General features: G+C 45.2%; 15 protein-coding genes. 7 read left to right on the forward strand and 8 right to left on the reverse strand.

All coding sequences use genetic code 11. The annotated features are described in order from the left end of the window. Nucleotides 1-58 precede the first annotated feature (58 nt). The gene (locus tag R7E38_RS18815) at nucleotides 59-1,783 is read left to right on the forward strand and encodes an SLC13 family permease (protein WP_005379596.1); all 1,725 of its coding nucleotides are present in this window, start codon (nucleotides 59-61) and stop codon (nucleotides 1,781-1,783) included. A gap of 24 nt (nucleotides 1,784-1,807) precedes the next feature. Then, on the forward strand, nucleotides 1,808-2,425 hold the full coding sequence (gene cysC / locus R7E38_RS18820) for an adenylyl-sulfate kinase (RefSeq protein WP_005379598.1): 618 nt from the start codon (nucleotides 1,808-1,810) through the stop codon (nucleotides 2,423-2,425). 89 nt (nucleotides 2,426-2,514) lie between these two features. On the opposite strand, the gene R7E38_RS18825 is transcribed toward cysC, so the two are convergent. From R7E38_RS18825 to R7E38_RS18855, 7 genes are all read right to left on the reverse strand, one after another. Then, entirely contained in the window at nucleotides 2,515-3,420 is a 906-nt protein-coding gene (locus R7E38_RS18825) for a TIGR03899 family protein (RefSeq protein ID WP_104975809.1), read from the reverse strand. A gap of 322 nt (nucleotides 3,421-3,742) precedes the next feature. After that, a complete protein-coding gene (locus tag R7E38_RS18830) occupies nucleotides 3,743-4,237 on the reverse strand; it encodes a DUF3299 domain-containing protein (protein WP_005379600.1) in 495 nt (164 codons plus the stop codon). Between the two features lie 4 nt (nucleotides 4,238-4,241). Continuing rightward, nucleotides 4,242-5,501: an ABC transporter permease gene (locus R7E38_RS18835; protein WP_005379602.1), complete on the reverse strand. Its 1,260-nt coding sequence runs from the start codon at nucleotides 5,499-5,501 to the stop codon at nucleotides 4,242-4,244. After that, complete coding sequence (locus R7E38_RS18840; RefSeq protein WP_005379603.1) at nucleotides 5,498-6,226, reverse strand: ABC transporter ATP-binding protein; 729 nt, start codon at nucleotides 6,224-6,226, stop codon at nucleotides 5,498-5,500. The genes R7E38_RS18835 and R7E38_RS18840 overlap by 4 nt, the downstream gene beginning before the upstream one ends. A gap of 52 nt (nucleotides 6,227-6,278) precedes the next feature. Then, nucleotides 6,279-6,932, reverse strand: a complete 654-nt coding sequence (gene zrgA / locus R7E38_RS18845) for a zinc uptake protein ZrgA (protein WP_025768357.1) — start codon at nucleotides 6,930-6,932, stop codon at nucleotides 6,279-6,281. A 133-nt stretch (nucleotides 6,933-7,065) separates the two neighbouring features. Next, nucleotides 7,066-7,365 (reverse strand): DUF2607 family protein, encoded by a 300-nt coding sequence (locus R7E38_RS18850; RefSeq protein ID WP_005379608.1) that lies wholly within the window; start codon nucleotides 7,363-7,365, stop codon nucleotides 7,066-7,068. Nucleotides 7,366-7,591: 226 nt separating this feature from the next. Next, nucleotides 7,592-8,143 carry a YtfJ family protein gene (locus R7E38_RS18855; protein WP_005383122.1) on the reverse strand — a complete coding sequence of 184 codons (552 nt, stop codon included), beginning with the start codon at nucleotides 8,141-8,143 and terminating at the stop codon, nucleotides 7,592-7,594. A gap of 215 nt (nucleotides 8,144-8,358) precedes the next feature. Between R7E38_RS18855 and R7E38_RS18860 the strand changes: the two genes are divergently transcribed. Next, nucleotides 8,359-8,559 (forward strand): DUF1107 domain-containing protein, encoded by a 201-nt coding sequence (locus tag R7E38_RS18860; RefSeq protein WP_005379612.1) that lies wholly within the window; start codon nucleotides 8,359-8,361, stop codon nucleotides 8,557-8,559. A 70-nt stretch (nucleotides 8,560-8,629) separates the two neighbouring features. Here the strand turns inward: R7E38_RS18860 and msrA are convergent, their stop codons facing one another. After that, nucleotides 8,630-9,268: a peptide-methionine (S)-S-oxide reductase MsrA gene (msrA, locus tag R7E38_RS18865; protein ID WP_017633451.1), complete on the reverse strand. Its 639-nt coding sequence runs from the start codon at nucleotides 9,266-9,268 to the stop codon at nucleotides 8,630-8,632. 167 nt (nucleotides 9,269-9,435) lie between these two features. Between msrA and R7E38_RS18870 the strand changes: the two genes are divergently transcribed. The 4 genes from R7E38_RS18870 to R7E38_RS18885 are packed head-to-tail and all read left to right on the forward strand — an operon-like array spanning nucleotide 9,436 to nucleotide 15,712. After that, complete coding sequence (locus R7E38_RS18870; protein WP_065274120.1) at nucleotides 9,436-11,148, forward strand: autotransporter assembly complex protein TamA; 1,713 nt, start codon at nucleotides 9,436-9,438, stop codon at nucleotides 11,146-11,148. Then, nucleotides 11,145-14,909: a translocation/assembly module TamB domain-containing protein gene (locus R7E38_RS18875; RefSeq protein ID WP_213889130.1), complete on the forward strand. Its 3,765-nt coding sequence runs from the start codon at nucleotides 11,145-11,147 to the stop codon at nucleotides 14,907-14,909. The genes R7E38_RS18870 and R7E38_RS18875 overlap by 4 nt, the downstream gene beginning before the upstream one ends. 44 nt (nucleotides 14,910-14,953) lie before the next feature. Next, nucleotides 14,954-15,301 carry a gamma-glutamylcyclotransferase gene (locus R7E38_RS18880; RefSeq protein WP_054576638.1) on the forward strand — a complete coding sequence of 116 codons (348 nt, stop codon included), beginning with the start codon at nucleotides 14,954-14,956 and terminating at the stop codon, nucleotides 15,299-15,301. Nucleotides 15,302-15,349: 48 nt separating this feature from the next. Beyond that, the gene (locus R7E38_RS18885) at nucleotides 15,350-15,712 is read left to right on the forward strand and encodes a DUF2799 domain-containing protein (protein WP_213889259.1); all 363 of its coding nucleotides are present in this window, start codon (nucleotides 15,350-15,352) and stop codon (nucleotides 15,710-15,712) included. The last annotated feature ends 70 nt before the right edge of the window (nucleotides 15,713-15,782 follow it).

Below are 15,782 nucleotides of genomic sequence, written 5' to 3' on the forward strand. Positions count from 1 at the left end.
TTTCATGGATAAATGAGTCGTTGTTGTGCCCTTTGGGGCTATTTGGTAAGGAAAGGCTATGTGGGAACAAGGGTTTGTGTTAGCGATTTTGCTTGGCATTATCACTTGCTTGCTTGTCACGAAAATTAAGCCTAGTTACGTCTTTGCGGGTGCCGCTTTTATTGCATTCATGGCTGGGATGATGGATTCAGCCACTATCGCATCCAATTTTACCAACTCTTCATTGTTAACCCTGGTTTTATTGATTCTTGCATCCTGTGCTCTAGAAAAAACACTGCTGATCAGTTGGGTGAGCCGAAGTATCTCTGAGGGCCAGTTAGGCAGCGTGATTGCTAAGCTCGGTGTGTCGACCGCCTTGCTTTCTTCATTTACGAATAATACCGCTGTGGTTGTCTCATTGATTGGGGCGATTAAGCGTAATCAGCAGCATGCACCTTCGAAATTACTTATTCCCTTGTCTTACGCCGCCATTTTTGGTGGCACGTTAACTTTGATTGGTACGTCGACTAACTTAATCATCAACAGCTTTGTCGAAGACGCAGGCTTACCGAGCCTGAGCTTTTTTACACCTACGATGATAGGTTTGGCTGTGCTGGTGGGAGGGATGTTGATTCTTATCCCGCTCAGCTACTTGCTACCGAATTATGATGATCAAAACCAAGAAGATTTACCTTACTTTCTTGAGTCTCGCGTTGAGCCAGGCTCACCGCTAGTTGGGCGTACGATCAGCGAGAATAATTTACGTGCGCTGCGCAAACTGTTTCTTGCAGAAGTGGTGCGCGATGGTGTTACTGTTTCTTCTGTGGGACCGGATTTTGTGCTCAATGCAAAAGACCGCCTGTTATTTTGTGGCGATGTTGAGAGCGTCGCGACCCTGCAAGAAATTCCGGGCCTCAAGTTGTTTGGTCAGCAGCACTTAAATGGGCAAAACTTTATCGAAGTTGTGGTGAGCTCGTCGGCGACGTTTTGCTACAAAACCCTCAAAGAGAGCCGATTCCGCGACCGATTCGATGCCGTTGTTGTGGCGATTCGTCGAGGCCACGAACGCCTAGAAGGTGGCTTGGGTAGCATTACCTTAGCGCCAGGAGACACGTTAGTTCTGGTTCCAGGAAAGCGTTTTGAGTCTGAACGCCGAGCTCATCGTAAAGAGTTTGTTTTAGTGCATGACTTGGACTCTAGCGCTCGGCTTGATACGAATAAGTCTTCCATTGTATTACTGGGCTTTGCAGCCGTAATTGGATGCGCTCTATTAGAGTTAGTGCCGATTATTAAAGGTCTAGCTGCGTACCTTATCGCGCTTATTGCGTTTGGTATTGTGCAGATTTCAGAACTGCGCCGCCGTTTTCCGATCGATATCGTCGTGATTGTCGGTTCCGCTTTGTCTATTGCTCAACTGATGATCTCTTCTGGATTGTCAGAAAGAATGGGAGTGATGTTTATTGAAGCGTTTAATGGCTGGGGAGTATTTGGTGCCTTGGTGGCGACTTATATCATGACATTGGTACTCACTGAATTGGTGACAAACAATGCCGCGGCTGCGCTTTCTTTTCCTATCGGCTATAGCATGGCGGTGGGTTATGGCGTGGATCCGATGCCATTCATCATGGCGGTTTTGTTCGGCGCGAGTGCGAGCTTTATCTCTCCCTACGGTTACCAAACTAACCTGCTGGTGTACAGCGTAGGAAATTACAAATTGACCGACTACGTGAGAATTGGAGTGCCAATTTCGATTGTGTACTCTGTATTAGTACTTACTTTGATCCCGGTCTTTTTCCCGTTTTAATTCCGATATTTACAAGGATACGTTATGACTGCCGAAACGACGGTAAAAGATGAAAACATTGTTTGGCACCAGCATTCGGTTGATAAACAGTTTCGTGCTGAATTAAAGAAGCAAAAACCTGCCGTATTGTGGTTCACTGGTTTATCTGGAGCGGGTAAATCAACCGTAGCAGGGGCGTTGGAAAATCGCCTTGCAGCATTGGGTTACCACACCTATTTACTGGATGGTGACAATGTACGGCATGGTTTGTGTAGCGATTTAGGTTTTTCTGAACAGGACCGTCGCGAGAACATTCGTCGCATTGGTGAACTGGCGAAGTTGATGGCAGATGCGGGTTTAATTGTTCTGTCGGCGTTTATTTCACCGCATCGTGCAGAGCGGAAGTTAGTGCGCGATTTATTGCCAGAAGGCGAGTTTATCGAAGTGTATGTCAATGCATCTCTAGAGGTTTGCGAAGGTCGAGATCCTAAGGGTTTATACCGTAAAGCCCGTGCGGGAGAGATTCCTAATTTCACTGGTATTGATTCGGAATATCAAGCGCCAGAGAACCCTGAAATCGATTTGCCCGCGGGAGAAAAGAGTGTCGATGAGCTGGTGGATTTGTGCTTAATCGATCTTAAACAACGCGGTGTGATCCGATAAAAAAGCATTTAGATCATAGGTGACCTAAAGCTCTTTGAGCAGCTGGAGAAGTATTTGGATCATAGGTGATCAAATGCTTCTCAAGCTGGCTAGACGGTATGATGAACCGTACTTTTAGCTTCACTATGGACACTAAATCTATGATTTAACAGTGCAAGCATTTGATCGTAGTATTTGGCATGTGGTTTGTTTCCTAGCAAGGTACAGAGCTCATTACCTGTCGGTGTGAAGCGGTAATATAAAAGGCGGACACCTTTACTGTTTACGTTCAGTGACAAGTTTTTACCTTGGTAGGTGAGGACCAACGGTGTCTCGATACTAATTTCGCCAGATTCAAGTTCGGCACTGTGCAGCAGCCCTAATTCAATTAAGAGCAACAAGCTTGAATACGGCAGTTGAAAACTTCCCATATTTAGGCTGTTGGCGACGTCTCGCTTGCCGAAGCTAAATATGCCTCCTTGCGCTTTGTAACCAATCAGCAGTTTTCTGCTGTGATCCCCTCCAAAACTGCATGCTAAAGAGGCGGCTCTTTGCAGAGTTTGTGCTTCCTTTGGTGACATATCTTTGAGGGTTTTCAACGCTTTCATGGATGTTGAACCCGGATTGGTCACTTCACGTTTCATCACTTGAGCCCATAGCTTTTGCATCGCGCTGTTATGGATGTCTTGAGCCATCTCAAAAAATCGATGCAACCAATCTTGGTCTGGCTCTCCCGCTGTCTCATCTCGGCATGAACTGTGCGCTAATTTTAAAATCTGTTCTAAATTTTTTTGTCGCTGTTCTTGGCGCCTTTGCTCTCGCAATTGGGCTCTTTCAAACGCAGATTTGGCTGGCGGTTCGGTTTGCAGTAAGGCGTCAAGACCGTGTATTTGGGCAATGGTTTTTACCTTACTAGCACTGTCTTTTATGTAGCCTTGTTTCTTTTCTTGTTGCGTATTTTTTTTTGTGTCTGACTGATGTTCGATGACAACAGGTTGCTTTGTCGGGTCTGCCATTCGTTTTCCTACCAAGAACTGCGCGGTTCGCACGTTTAAATTTACACCTTATCTGACCAAGCGACCAGACAGGAGTTCTCAGTTTTTGAACGAATAGGGCTATTCAAAATGATAATGAGTTGTTAAAATTGTTATCGTTATTTTGGAGGGGCTATGAAGTTCTCAGAAGCAGGTAAACTCAAAAAGCACCTGTCGATAGCGTTTCTTTTGGTTATTTATGTGGGCGTATTAGCGTATTTATCTCGTTATATCGTGTAGCACAAAGCTAAAAAAGGCGCCAGTGTGACGCCTTAGGTGTAGCGAGGCTTATCGACGACTTAAATTACATATCGTCGTAGGCTTCTATTTCTGATCCCTCAATAACGTAAGCCGTTTCTGCTAGTTCGTGGTTTATCGTCTCGGTTTTCAACGTTCCAACCACATATATAACATCCCACAACTCTTGAACAGGCGCGCCTTTCGGAAACTTCACGTAAATGATCTGGTTTGGAGGCGGTGGTGGCACGTGAATACAAGCTCCAAAATATGGCACTAATAAAAACTCGGTGACGGTATCGGCATCACCTTCAAGTGGGATAACAAACCCTGGAATTTTAACTTGGCTTCCGTTCAGTTCTGGTCGAACATTACCAATCTTGGACTGTTGGGCTGCGCCACCACTGTGATCAGATGCAGGCATGCCTATACTGTCGAACAATTTACGCTCTTTTTCTGGAACAAGGTCAATCCAGTCAAGCTTCAATGGTTCTTCGCTGGCCATAACAGGCGCTGTGAATGCGACGACCAGCAAGCAACTTGCGAGTATTTTTTTCCACATTTTATTAAATCCTTATTGTCATTCCGTCACTCAGTGACTGTCGGTAGGCGCGGAGTGCGGGAATGAAACCAATCACAATACCAGCGCATTGTACGAAACCTAATAGCATCCACTCATAAGTAGATAAGATGCTTAAGGTGAGATGTATTCCATAGTGCTGTTGGATGATCGGCTGCGCGATAGCAAGAATGGCATACAGCCCAGTAACGCCAGTAATAATACCAGCAGCAGTAAGCAAGCTGGCTTCACTAATTAAGAGTGAGAAAACATGACGAGGCCTTGCTCCCATGGCACGCAAAATCGCCATTTCACGGCGGCGTTCCTGTAGGCTAGTTAATAGACTGCTTAACATACCTAACAACCCTGCAATCACGACAAAACCAGATACTGCCATTAGGGCTTGCTCTGCAACCGACATCATTCCCCATAACTCATGCAACGCAACGCCGGGCATAATGGCGCTAAGCGGCTCTTTGGGGTAGGTGTTAATTTGTCTTTGCAGGGCGAAAGTTTGAATACGAGATTTCAAACCAACGAGCATAGCGGTAATTTGTTTGGGCTGAAAGTCTCTGTTTTTGAGATCTTGTGCCTTGGGTGTCGGGCCCAAACGCGCACCACTTTCCCACCCAACGTGAATGGCTTCGATGGCTTCCAATGATACATGGACAGTTTTGTCGACTGGTGTTCCTGTAGGTGCAAGGATACCGACAACTTTAAATGGCAGATTGTCATGACGGCTAAAGCCAACGTCGCTAATGCCGTGGGCAATGATGATTTCGCTACCGATATCATAACCAAGTTGTTTAGCGACATCAGAACCTAGTACGGTTTCAAATAAACCATTGAATTCTCTACCCTTGCTGAATGTTAGTGGTTGCTTACTTCCAAACTTGTAATGCTCAAAGTAACTGTGATTGGTTCCCATAACTCGGAAGCCTTTATGCGAGTCGCCAAGCGAGATTGGAATAGCCCAATCGACTGAACGATGATTGGCAAACTCTTGGTAGCTTTTCCAATCGATGTTGTTGGTCGCATTACCAATACGAAACACAGAATAGAGCAATAGGTTCACTTGCCCAGAGCGTCCACCAATAATGAGGTCTGTGCCTGAAATTGTATTGGCGAAGCTATCCTTGGCTTGAGTTCGGATACGCTCGACGCCCAAGAGGAGTACCACTGAAATCGCAACGGTCATGATGGTTAGAATTGCCGTCGCTTTGCGGTTCATCAAGCTCTTCCAGGCGAGCTTTACAACAGCACTCATGATATGGCTCCTAGGCTAGATACTTGATTAATGTCGGGTAGATTGAGCGTGCGATCGAATAAGGGTTCGAGTGTTGGGTCGTGGCTAACGAATACCAGTGTGGCATTGGCTTGATTCGCTTGCTCCATGAGGAGCTCAATAAATGCCTTACGATTGTCATAGTCTAAAGCTGAGGTTGGTTCGTCAGCGATCACTAACTCTGGATGTCCTATCAGAGCTCGAGCCGCAGCCACACGTTGTTGTTGACCAATACTCAATTCAGAGACAGGGCGTGTATGAAGCTCGTTTGGCAAGTGCAGTCGTTCTAGTAGGGCCTGAGCCTGTTCATTTAATGTTTGAGATGAGGCACCTAAATGGGCACGGTCACGTCGTATTTTACTGAACTGACATGGCAATAATACGTTTTCAAGTACGTTAAGGTACGGCAATAAATTGAACTGTTGAAAGATGTAGCCAATATGATTGGCGCGAAAGCGGTCTCTCTGACTGGCACTTAAACTAGCAAGGTCAGTATCGAGTACAGATAGAGAGCCTGAAGTTAATGTGTTAATCCCCGTCAACAAAGCGAGCAAGGTCGATTTACCGCAGCCACTTGGACCTTTGATAAACACATGCTCGCCTTGTGTAATGTGTAATTTGGGGATGTGGATGGTTGGGTTGGTTGAACCGGGCCAGAAAAATTGGGCATCCTCTAGCTCGACAACATTTGGTGTGGTTTCAGTCATATTAAATCACCAAAGCTGTGGCGTGTAAGTGGGTACTCACACGCCACTCGTGTTATTTGATTACGATTTGGGTGTTATCTTTGCTTAATTTAATTGCTGATTGCATGGTATCAGTGAATATATTGACGCTGATGGACTCTGTAGTTGGGAATTGGTTAAACCAATCGGTTTGGATTTGGCTAAGCTGATTAACTTGTTCGCAATTGAAGCGATATTGCACCGAAAATTCACCGTGACCGCCATGATCGTGCGCCTCATCATGATCGTCATGGTGGTCATGTTTATCATGATGTTCATTATGATCATGGTGTTCGTGTCCTTCATGATCGTGATGTGCATGGTCATCATGGTCGTGCTCACTATGATCATGTTCCTCATGAGTTTCGCTTAGGTTGTGGCTCACGTAAGCTTCTTCAACATTACAATCAGCTTGTGAGTTAATAGCGAACAATGCGTTGCTGTCTTCGAGTGTAGCGACGGCTTGTTTAAGCGCTTGCTCTTGTTGTGCGTTTTCTGGAGCATGTTCGAAACCCACAACATCAGCTCCAGGAGCTGTGATCTCTACTAACAGATCTTTGCCATCTTGGGCGATATTAAACTCGACGTGACCATGCACATGAGCACCATGCTGGCGGTATTCGTTTGCATTCGCTGCTGTCGATAAAGTGAGGCCAATAGCAAGGGCTAAAACGTGTTTTGATGACATTGTATTTTTCCTAATTTTACTGGCATTAACCAAAGGCGGTATTGCTCAGATTCGAGTTTCACTAAGTTATTGTTCCTGACACACTAGGTGCGGAAATGAACTCAATAATTTTGAGTGTGGAATAGTTTGGAAATTAAGCAAAATAAGGAGGGGCACGAGCAGCGCCAAGAACTTCTTCGCCGTACACGAGATGCAAAAAAACATGATGATGCTGGGCGCGCGTAAAAGTCGGTGTAGAGAGGGTAGGTTGTACCTTTGCTATACCGTGCTGAACACCAGAAAATAATTGGCAATGATGATGGGTATGATGGTCGGGCGTCAGATCGACTTGATGGAGTACAACCGCAAAGTTCCAAGCGATCAGCAACGCAACACTGAAAAATAAAGCAGTGCGATACCAATATCTTAGTGTTTTTTGCTGGTGGTGGTACATCTGAGCTCCTCTTACCGACTGTTATAATATAACACCCATAATGAATAAAAGTTCACTCTTTTGTTGGCTAGCAGAAAAATTTAACTCCACACATACGTGCCGAAAAATATTGGTAATACTCTCTGTGGAAGTGTCGCACTTATAAAGAGCAGAGTTGTCACTGCCCATGCTTCTAATCAAATTCATATAGCTCCTTACAACAAGAACAAGGAGCCATTCAATGAAGCTAGATGTTCTGTTTAATAAGCTCAATGACTTTTGTTATCTCATCTTGCTCAAGTGCGCCCTCTTTGACAAACAGAACTTTGCCCGTTTTGTCTTGAACAATAATGGCCGAGCTTTCTTCTTTCAGGTCCCAAGTATTGGCAACTACGCCATTTTCATCAAGAACCATGGATGACCAAGGAAACTCTTTTTTGCTGTCTTGAGCTGAAGACTTCACGAAAGAGCCTGTCCCCCAAATTGCATCATCTTGGTTGATGATAGTCGTCGTCTGGTAGCTTTCTTGTGGAAAATTTGCCGCTGTTATTGCCGACATTAAAGGGGCATTCATCTCTTTTGAACTGCTACGGCCTGCGATGGCTTGAATAACACGAACTTTGCCTTGCATATGTTGAGTTGCCCAGGGTTGGTATGCAACGCCTTCGCCTTGTAAAACAATCTCGCCGTAAGCGGCAACATTGACAGGAGGAACGCTTTTTCCTACTGATAAGTTGTGTGCAAAGGTCAAGCTTGGCGTTAAGGCCAGTAGTAGAGGTAGGAGAGTCTTAGTTTTCATATTGTTATATTCCGTACGAGGTTTGGAAGCTTCCAGTATATATCCAGATCTTAGAAATTTGTAGGACCGTTTATAACATTTATTTAACGTATGGAGTGGTGTAATCTTGCGTTATATTTAGAATTTGCTAAAATGAGTTCCGTCGCAAATTGCGCATTAAGATTGCAGAGGAAAAATAAGCAATCCGTGTTTTCTCAAAGGAATTGAGGTGAGTTATGCTACGTGAGTTTGCTGTATATCGACCATTACAAGTGGCCCGTTTTGTTAAAACGTTGTTCAAAGGTCAGTTTTTTATTGTCGGGGTTGGCTGTTTTCAGTTCGACAATGGCAAAGTGTTACTACCTGACGTCAACGATCATAAAAGGCTCACCATCTTTAAAGAAGTCAACCAAGTGATAGCATCATTATCGGCTTAGTTAGCTTGGTACCCACTTAGATTTAGAAAAGAGCGACCATATCGGTCGCTCTTTTTGTTGCTGGTTAGGTTTATCCTTGGAGGCTTGGTGGGAAGCAAACTCCCGTTCCTCCGATGCCACAGTAACCATCAGGGTTTTTCGCCAAATATTGCTGGTGGTAGGTTTCCGCAAAGTAATACGGACCTGCTGGTTGTATTTCGGTGGTGATGTTCGCGCGCTGCTCTTCTTGCAGTGCTTGCTGATACAAGAGTTTCGATTTCTCTGCGCTCTCGAGCTGCTCCGTCGAATAAGTGTAAATTGCAGAACGATATTGAGTACCTAAGTCGTTACCTTGACGCATTCCCTGAGTTGGGTCGTGTTTTTCCCAAAAAACAGCCAGTAGCTTTTCTAATGAGATGACGCGTTCATCGAAAACGACTCGTACGACTTCTGTATGACCCGTTTTACCCGTACAGACTTCTTCATAGGTGGGATTGGGTGTGTACCCCCCAGCGTAACCGACCGAAGTAGATACAACGCCGTCGAGTTGCCAAAATACGCGCTCAGCGCCCCAAAAACAGCCCATTCCGAGCAAAATCTGCTGTTGGTGTGACGTCAGAGGCGCCTTTAGGTTAGATTTATTTACAAAATGATGATCGTCAATCTGCATTGGTTGATCTCTACCTGGCAAGGCATCTTCTATACTGATCAATGTTTGTTTGTTGAGCATGGTATTTGTCCTTCAATACGTGTCTTAAATTTGCGAACTTTTTCATTTCGTCTGTATCTGATGCTGTGATGACATAGACCGCGTTAAACCTATTAATATTACAGACTTAGAATCTAATTGGCGTTATCATTATTTACGTTTACTTAACCTCATTCAGCCATAAAAGCATGATAAAAAAAGCTCTCCCCACCATTGTTGGCCTATTTGCCTTTTCTCATGGTGCCTATGCCGATGTTTCTTTGACTTTAAAAGGCATTGATGGCGCTTTAGAAGAGAATGTCAGTGCGTATCTGTCATCTATTCCAGAGAAGGATTACTCCACTTCTCTGCGTTTTCAAGCGAGATTAGATCAAAGTATCACTGAAGCGCTTAACGCGCTTGGGTATTATCATGCAAAAATTTCATACTCTATTCCTGAAGCGAATGATGAGTTAATTGTGCTCATCAAGCCGGGCTTGCCAGTGAAAGTGAAAGTCATGGATGTGGTCATCACTGGAGAGGCCAAGGACGATGAAGAGTTTGCAAAACTTATTGAGAGCTCTCCGCTCAAAGTTGGCCAAGTTTTGAATCAAGGCCAATACGACAGCCTTAAGTCAGGCATTCGTAACTTGGCGCTTCAGCGTGGTTACTTCAATGGTGAGTTTACGCTAAGTCGATTAGAGGTTATCCCTGATCTGAACGAAGCTAATGTCCGTTTGCACTACAGCAGTGGAATACGTTTCAATTTTGGCGACGTTTCTTTTATTGGCAACCACATCTGGGAAGACCGTGTCGCATCACTACAACCTTTTAAAGAAGGGGACCCATACAACGTTTCGAAGCTGGGCGAGTTTAACCAGAAGCTATCAAATACGGAGTGGTTTTCCTCAGTTTTTGTTGAGCCTGAATTGGATAGGCTTGATGATGGCCGAGACTTGCCAATTAAAGTGTCTTTATCTCCTGCTTCCAAGAATCAGATCGAGACGGGTATTGGTTACTCAACGGATGTCGGCGTTCGAGGAACGTTGAAGTGGAAGAAACCTTGGGTGAGCTCCCGAGGACACAGTTTCAACACTGCTTTATCCCTATCTAAGCCAGAGCAAACCGTGACTGCTTCTTACAAAATTCCTTTAGAAGATGTCGCTAACGATTATTATCAAGTTCAATATGGGCTTAAAAACCTAGACAACCGTGACACGCAGAGTATCGAGTCTAACCTTGCAGTGGAGCGTCATTGGTTAGCAGACGGTGGTTGGCATAATACCGTTTATGTTCGTCATTTGTACGAGAGCTTTACGCAAGGTTTACAAGATGATGAATTCAACTTCGTACTTCCAGGTGCGACATTTTCTCGGACTAGGGTTCGAGGGGGCAATATGCCAATGTGGGGAGACAAGCAAAGCATCACTATTGAGTATGGTGATACCGCTATGCTTTCTGAAACTAGAGTGCTCCGCTTAATTGGCTCGACTTCTTGGATTCGTGGTATTGGAGAGAATCATCGTGGTTTGTTCCGCTTAGAAGGTGGTGCGAATATTACCGATGAACTTGAAAAGCTATCACCGTCGCTGCGTTTCTTCGCTGGTGGTGACAATAATATTCGTGGTTACGGCTATGAATCTATTTCACCTGTGGATGAGAGTGGTGCTTTGACGGGTGGTAAATACATTGTTAGCAGTACATTAGAATACCAATATCGTGTTTATGGAAACTGGTGGGCTGCAACGTTTTACGATATTGGTGATGCGTTTAATGAAACACCAGATTGGAAATCAGGTGCTGGTGTTGGTATCCGCTGGGCGTCTCCGGTGGGCCCTGTTAGTTTTGATTTTGCATGGGGGTTGGATGCAAAACCAGAACGAGAGTTTCGTATCCACTTCTCATTGGGGCCTGAGCTATGATCAAAATGATGTTTAAGTGGACCAAATGGCTGTCGCTCAGTTTGATTGGTCTATTGCTGTTGCTCATCATTATTGTCGCGACAGTTTTGTTTACCCACCCAGGCCTCAAATTTGCCTTGTGGGGAGCTGAAAAAGCATTACCACAATTGCAGATTGAAAAAGTGCAGGGTTCATTGTTTCCTCGCTTCGAACTGCATAACGTCAGTTTTGTCGATGAGTCTTTGAATATCGACGCCAAAGTCGAGCGTTTAGCTTTGGCAGTGAACTTCCGCTGCTTCTTTGACCCTAAGGTCTGTGTCGATGAGTTAAGACTGCAGGGGCTTGACTTTAAGATGCCTGAGCTACCGCCAGCAAGCGAGGAGCAAGAGGAAACACCACCACTGCGTTCTATCAGTACGCCAGTGCCAATTTTTGTTAATAAAGTCAGCTTTAATGACATCAATATCAATGTGCTGGGCAATCAAATTGATTGGCAAACGTTCTCGACCGCTTTGTCGATGCAGGGTGATCGTTTGGTGATCGCACCTACCGCGTTGAAAGACATTAATGTGGCTTTAGCACCAAGTGAGGCTGAACCTGAAGCGGTTGTTGAAGAGCCGAAAGAAGCCGATGCTACGCCGCAAGATATTGTGTTACCCGAAGTATGGATTCCGCTGACGGTGGAAGCGCGTCGTCTTGATATTCACAATTTCAAACTGGCAGGTGAAACGCCAGTGATCGTCAATCATCTTGGTTTGGTTGCAAGAGCAGGCGGTGAGCGTGTTGATGTCAAAACGTTAGAGCTCGACATGCCAGAAGTGGAAGGCAAGTTGAGCACACAAGTGACGCTTTCTTCTGATTACCCTATCAAAGCGCAACTGGACGCGTTAGTGAAGCAAGCGGATGCGAAGGGACAAAAACTGTCGCTTTCGGTCTCGGGTTCGGTTGGTGATTTGTCACTAAATGCTACGCTTTCTGAGCTTGTACAAGCGGAGATCAAAGGTGATATTCAACCGCTTAAAACGCAGTTACCGTTTGATGTCGCGATTAAAAATGTACAGGCGCAATGGCCGCTATTTGGACAAAGCGATTACCAGGTTTCTGTACCAAGCTTGGCGGCAAAAGGCTCACTTGATGGCTACGAAGTCGCATTAGAAACCAAAGCGTCAGGCAAAGATATTCCCGCCGTTGATGTCGCACTAAACGGCAAAGGTACGTTAGAGCAAATTGACCTCGAAAGCCTTGTAGTGAAAACCTTAGGGGGCGAACTCTCTGGGAAAGTCATGGCCAATTGGGCCGCGCCAATCAACTGGCAAGCTGACTTGAACCTGAAAAACATTCAACCAGGTTTACAATGGAAAGAAGCAGAAGGGGATATCAGCGGTAACCTTTCGACTTCGGGGTCGTTAACAGAACAAGGCGGTTGGCAAGTCAGTTTGCCTAAGTTAGACATTGACGGCATTTTGCGAGGGTATCCGCTGAATGTTGAAGGGCAACTTGAAGCGTCTGATAAGAACGGCAAAGGCGAAGACATCCAACTTACCACTCAGGGTTTAGCGCTTTCTCATGGTCCAAACCAACTCAGTGCAAAGGGTAAGATCGATAAGCAAATTCTGATGGATGTTGAGGTTAACTTCCCTGATTTTGCGAAAAGTGTTCCGGACCTTGCAGGTAAGATGCAAGGTAAAGTCGCACTACGTGGTAGCTTGAAAGAACCAGACATCAATCTTGATCTCGCTTTAAATCAGATAAACTGGCAGCAACAGGCGAACGTAGAAACGATCACCTTAAAGGGTGATGTGAAGCCTCTGCCAGCACCAAAAGCGAACATAAGCCTAATTGCGAACAACATTACCTATGACGACATAAAAGTTGATAGTGCTGACCTTGAAGTCTCTGGGGATGAAAAACTGCATCAACTGACGCTCGATGTAGTATCTGACCTGGTGTCGACCAGTTTAGAAATTGAAGGGACATTCCAGCAGAAACCAGAAATGATTTGGGATGGGGCGCTGCGCCGCTTGACGCTGAGCTCGCAACAAGGCCCGTGGGCGTTGCAAAAATCGACCGCGGTGAAGGTCAATATCGACAAACAGATCGCGAACGTTCAAGCGCATTGTTGGTTGCAAGCGGAGTCGAGCGTATGTCTAACCGAAGACATTAGTGTCGGTAAGAGTGGCCAGGCGAAGTTAGCCATCAATGATTTTGATTTTGACCAAATCAAACAATTCCTGCCGCCAGAAACCAAGCTGCAAGGCTCGGTTAATGCACAGGCTTTTGCTAAATGGGCACCAGAGAAAAAGCCTGAAGTAACCTTAAGTGTCAATATGCCAAAAGGCCAAGTTGAACAAGCGCTTGAACAGCCAATTAAAGTCGGTTGGGAAAGCTTCAACTTTAAAGCAGCATTAGCGAAAGACAAGCTTGATGCCGAGTGGCTATTTGATGTGAAAGATAACGGTGACTTGTCTGGTAAGGTTTCTTTACTGAATGTCTCGTCTGAAAAGCCCACTATTGATGGTAAGGTTTCACTCTCTACGTTCCACTTGGATTTCTTGGCACCGTTGATTGGTGAGTACAGCTTGTTTAAAGCAAACATGAATACTGACCTAGCGATATCAGGTGACGTCATGCATCCGAAGGTGAACGGTCAGTTCTTGATTGACCAGATGAAGCTACAGGGTGAAGTCACACCGATAGATATAAACTCAGGGCAGGTCGTCATCAACTTTAAAGGCCATCAAGCGGACTTGGATGCCGGAATTTTAACCCCGGATGGTGAGTTGAACGTTACCGGTGATGCCGACTGGCAGGACTTACAGAACTGGCGCACTAAAGCGCGTGTATTTGCTAAAGAGCTCAATGTTGATTTGCCTCCAATGGTAAAAATCAAAGTGGAGCCTGACATGACAATAGATGTGACCCCTCAGCTTGCGAAAATTGAGGGTGATATTAATTTGCCATGGGGCAGAATTGTCGTCGAAGAGCTTCCACCAAGTGCGGTAGGTGTATCGAGTGATAGCGTTATTCTCGATAAAAACTTGCAGCCAGTGGACGATGTGGCTGCGATGCCGTTTGATGTGGAAACGAACATCAACATTAAAATTGGTGATGACTTCCAACTTGCCGCTTTTGGTTTAAAAGGTGGGTTGAAAGGGAACCTAAACGTGACACAAAAAGACAAAGGTCCTTTCATCGTTGGTGAAGTGAATGTTGTCGACGGTTCTTATCGTTCGTTTGGTCAGGACTTATTGATTAAAGAAGGTAAGATTCTGATGAATGGTCCACCAGATCAACCTTACTTGTCTATCAAAGCGATTCGTAATCCAGACAATACCCAAGATGATGTCATTGCGGGGGTACAAGTGTCGGGCCCAGCATCTGATCCGAGTATAGAAATTTTCTCAGAGCCCGCGATGAACCAAGCCAATGCACTTTCTTATCTACTTCGTGGTCAAGATATTGATGGTGAAGCCGGTGGTAATGCAATGACGACTACCTTAATTGGTTTAAGCTTGGCTAAGAGTGGGCGTGTGGTTGGTGAAATAGGTGAAGCCTTTGGCGTACAGGATTTACAGCTGGACACTGCTGGTTCGGGCGATGATTCGCAAGTGACGGTGAGTGGTTATATTCTGCCAGGTTTGCAGGTGAAATATGGTGTAGGCATCTTTAACTCCCTAGGTGAGTTCACTGTGCGTTACCGATTGATGCAAGACTTGTATTTAGAAGCAGTATCTGGTGTAGACAGCGCCGTTGACCTACTCTATCAGTTTGAGTTCGATTAAAGTGCTTTAACCTAAGCATACACAGTCATGACTAAGGAGTGGTTATGCAGCATTTGATTTTTGTCTACGGCACGTTACGCAAGGGAGAGTACAACCATCAGTATTTGCGCTCGGCGCAGTTTCTTGGTTTACATGAAACGGATGCTCAATTTGCAATGTATGACTTAGGCCCTTATCCAGCGTTGTCTGATGGGCAACGCTCGATTCAAGGTGAAGTGTATCTGATTGATGATGAAACCTTATCCGAGCTAGATAAGTTGGAAGATGTGCCAGTGGAATATCGCCGAGAGAGCATCGTTACGCCGTTTGGCCAAGCTTGGATCTACTTATATCAAGATACTGAGCAATTAACCGAAGAAATTGCTTCCGGCGATTGGTGTCAAAAGGTGTGAGCTATACTGACATTATCAAAGCAACGAGCTAAACACTAAGGAGTCATGATGAAAACATTCGTAATTGGAGTAATGGCGTTGCTTCTGGCTGCATGCGCACAAACAACACTACCGACTTCGAATAATGTGACCGATTGGCAAGTGTTTGGTAAGCAGTCAGCTTTAGATGGATTACGGGAGTTATCTGAGGAGCGAATTGCGAAGCTGGATGATGTTAACCATGCGACGCCAGAACTGATAGTGGCTTATCAAGCGGGTTACCAGCAAGGCAAACAAGAGTATTGTGAGCAAAGTGCTTATATGCTCGGTGTTATCGGGCGTCCGTATTTTGGCATTTGTGATGATGTTGACCCCTTCTTTCAACATGACTACGACGCTGGACGAATGTCTTCAGCAGGCGCACCTATCTAGTTGACACAGGTAAGATGAAAGCAAAAGAGCTGCCCTAGAGCAGCTCTTTTTAATTTTGTATCAGCAGTGA

The sequence above is a fragment of the Vibrio sp. Vb2131 genome (assembly GCF_033338535.1).
Taxonomy (GTDB): domain Bacteria; phylum Pseudomonadota; class Gammaproteobacteria; order Enterobacterales; family Vibrionaceae; genus Vibrio; species Vibrio alginolyticus.

Excerpts from the sequence above, each read along its gene's own strand:
- R7E38_RS18880 (WP_054576638.1), top strand. The coding sequence starts at position 14,954 with ATGCAGCATTTGATTTTTGTCTACGGCACGTTACGCAAGGGAGAGTAC.
- R7E38_RS18855 (WP_005383122.1), bottom strand. The coding sequence starts at position 8,143 with ATGAAAACTAAGACTCTCCTACCTCTACTACTGGCCTTAACGCCAAGC.
- R7E38_RS18840 (WP_005379603.1), bottom strand. The coding sequence starts at position 6,226 with ATGACTGAAACCACACCAAATGTTGTCGAGCTAGAGGATGCCCAATTT.
- R7E38_RS18825 (WP_104975809.1), bottom strand. The coding sequence starts at position 3,420 with ATGGCAGACCCGACAAAGCAACCTGTTGTCATCGAACATCAGTCAGAC.
- R7E38_RS18835 (WP_005379602.1), bottom strand. The coding sequence starts at position 5,501 with ATGAGTGCTGTTGTAAAGCTCGCCTGGAAGAGCTTGATGAACCGCAAA.
- msrA (WP_017633451.1), bottom strand. The coding sequence starts at position 9,268 with ATGCTCAACAAACAAACATTGATCAGTATAGAAGATGCCTTGCCAGGT.
- zrgA (WP_025768357.1), bottom strand. The coding sequence starts at position 6,932 with ATGTCATCAAAACACGTTTTAGCCCTTGCTATTGGCCTCACTTTATCG.
- R7E38_RS18885 (WP_213889259.1), top strand. The coding sequence starts at position 15,350 with ATGAAAACATTCGTAATTGGAGTAATGGCGTTGCTTCTGGCTGCATGC.
- R7E38_RS18850 (WP_005379608.1), bottom strand. The coding sequence starts at position 7,365 with ATGTACCACCACCAGCAAAAAACACTAAGATATTGGTATCGCACTGCT.
- R7E38_RS18860 (WP_005379612.1), top strand. The coding sequence starts at position 8,359 with ATGCTACGTGAGTTTGCTGTATATCGACCATTACAAGTGGCCCGTTTT.
- R7E38_RS18875 (WP_213889130.1), top strand. The coding sequence starts at position 11,145 with ATGATCAAAATGATGTTTAAGTGGACCAAATGGCTGTCGCTCAGTTTG.
- R7E38_RS18830 (WP_005379600.1), bottom strand. The coding sequence starts at position 4,237 with ATGTGGAAAAAAATACTCGCAAGTTGCTTGCTGGTCGTCGCATTCACA.
- R7E38_RS18870 (WP_065274120.1), top strand. The coding sequence starts at position 9,436 with ATGATAAAAAAAGCTCTCCCCACCATTGTTGGCCTATTTGCCTTTTCT.
- R7E38_RS18815 (WP_005379596.1), top strand. The coding sequence starts at position 59 with ATGTGGGAACAAGGGTTTGTGTTAGCGATTTTGCTTGGCATTATCACT.
- cysC (WP_005379598.1), top strand. The coding sequence starts at position 1,808 with ATGACTGCCGAAACGACGGTAAAAGATGAAAACATTGTTTGGCACCAG.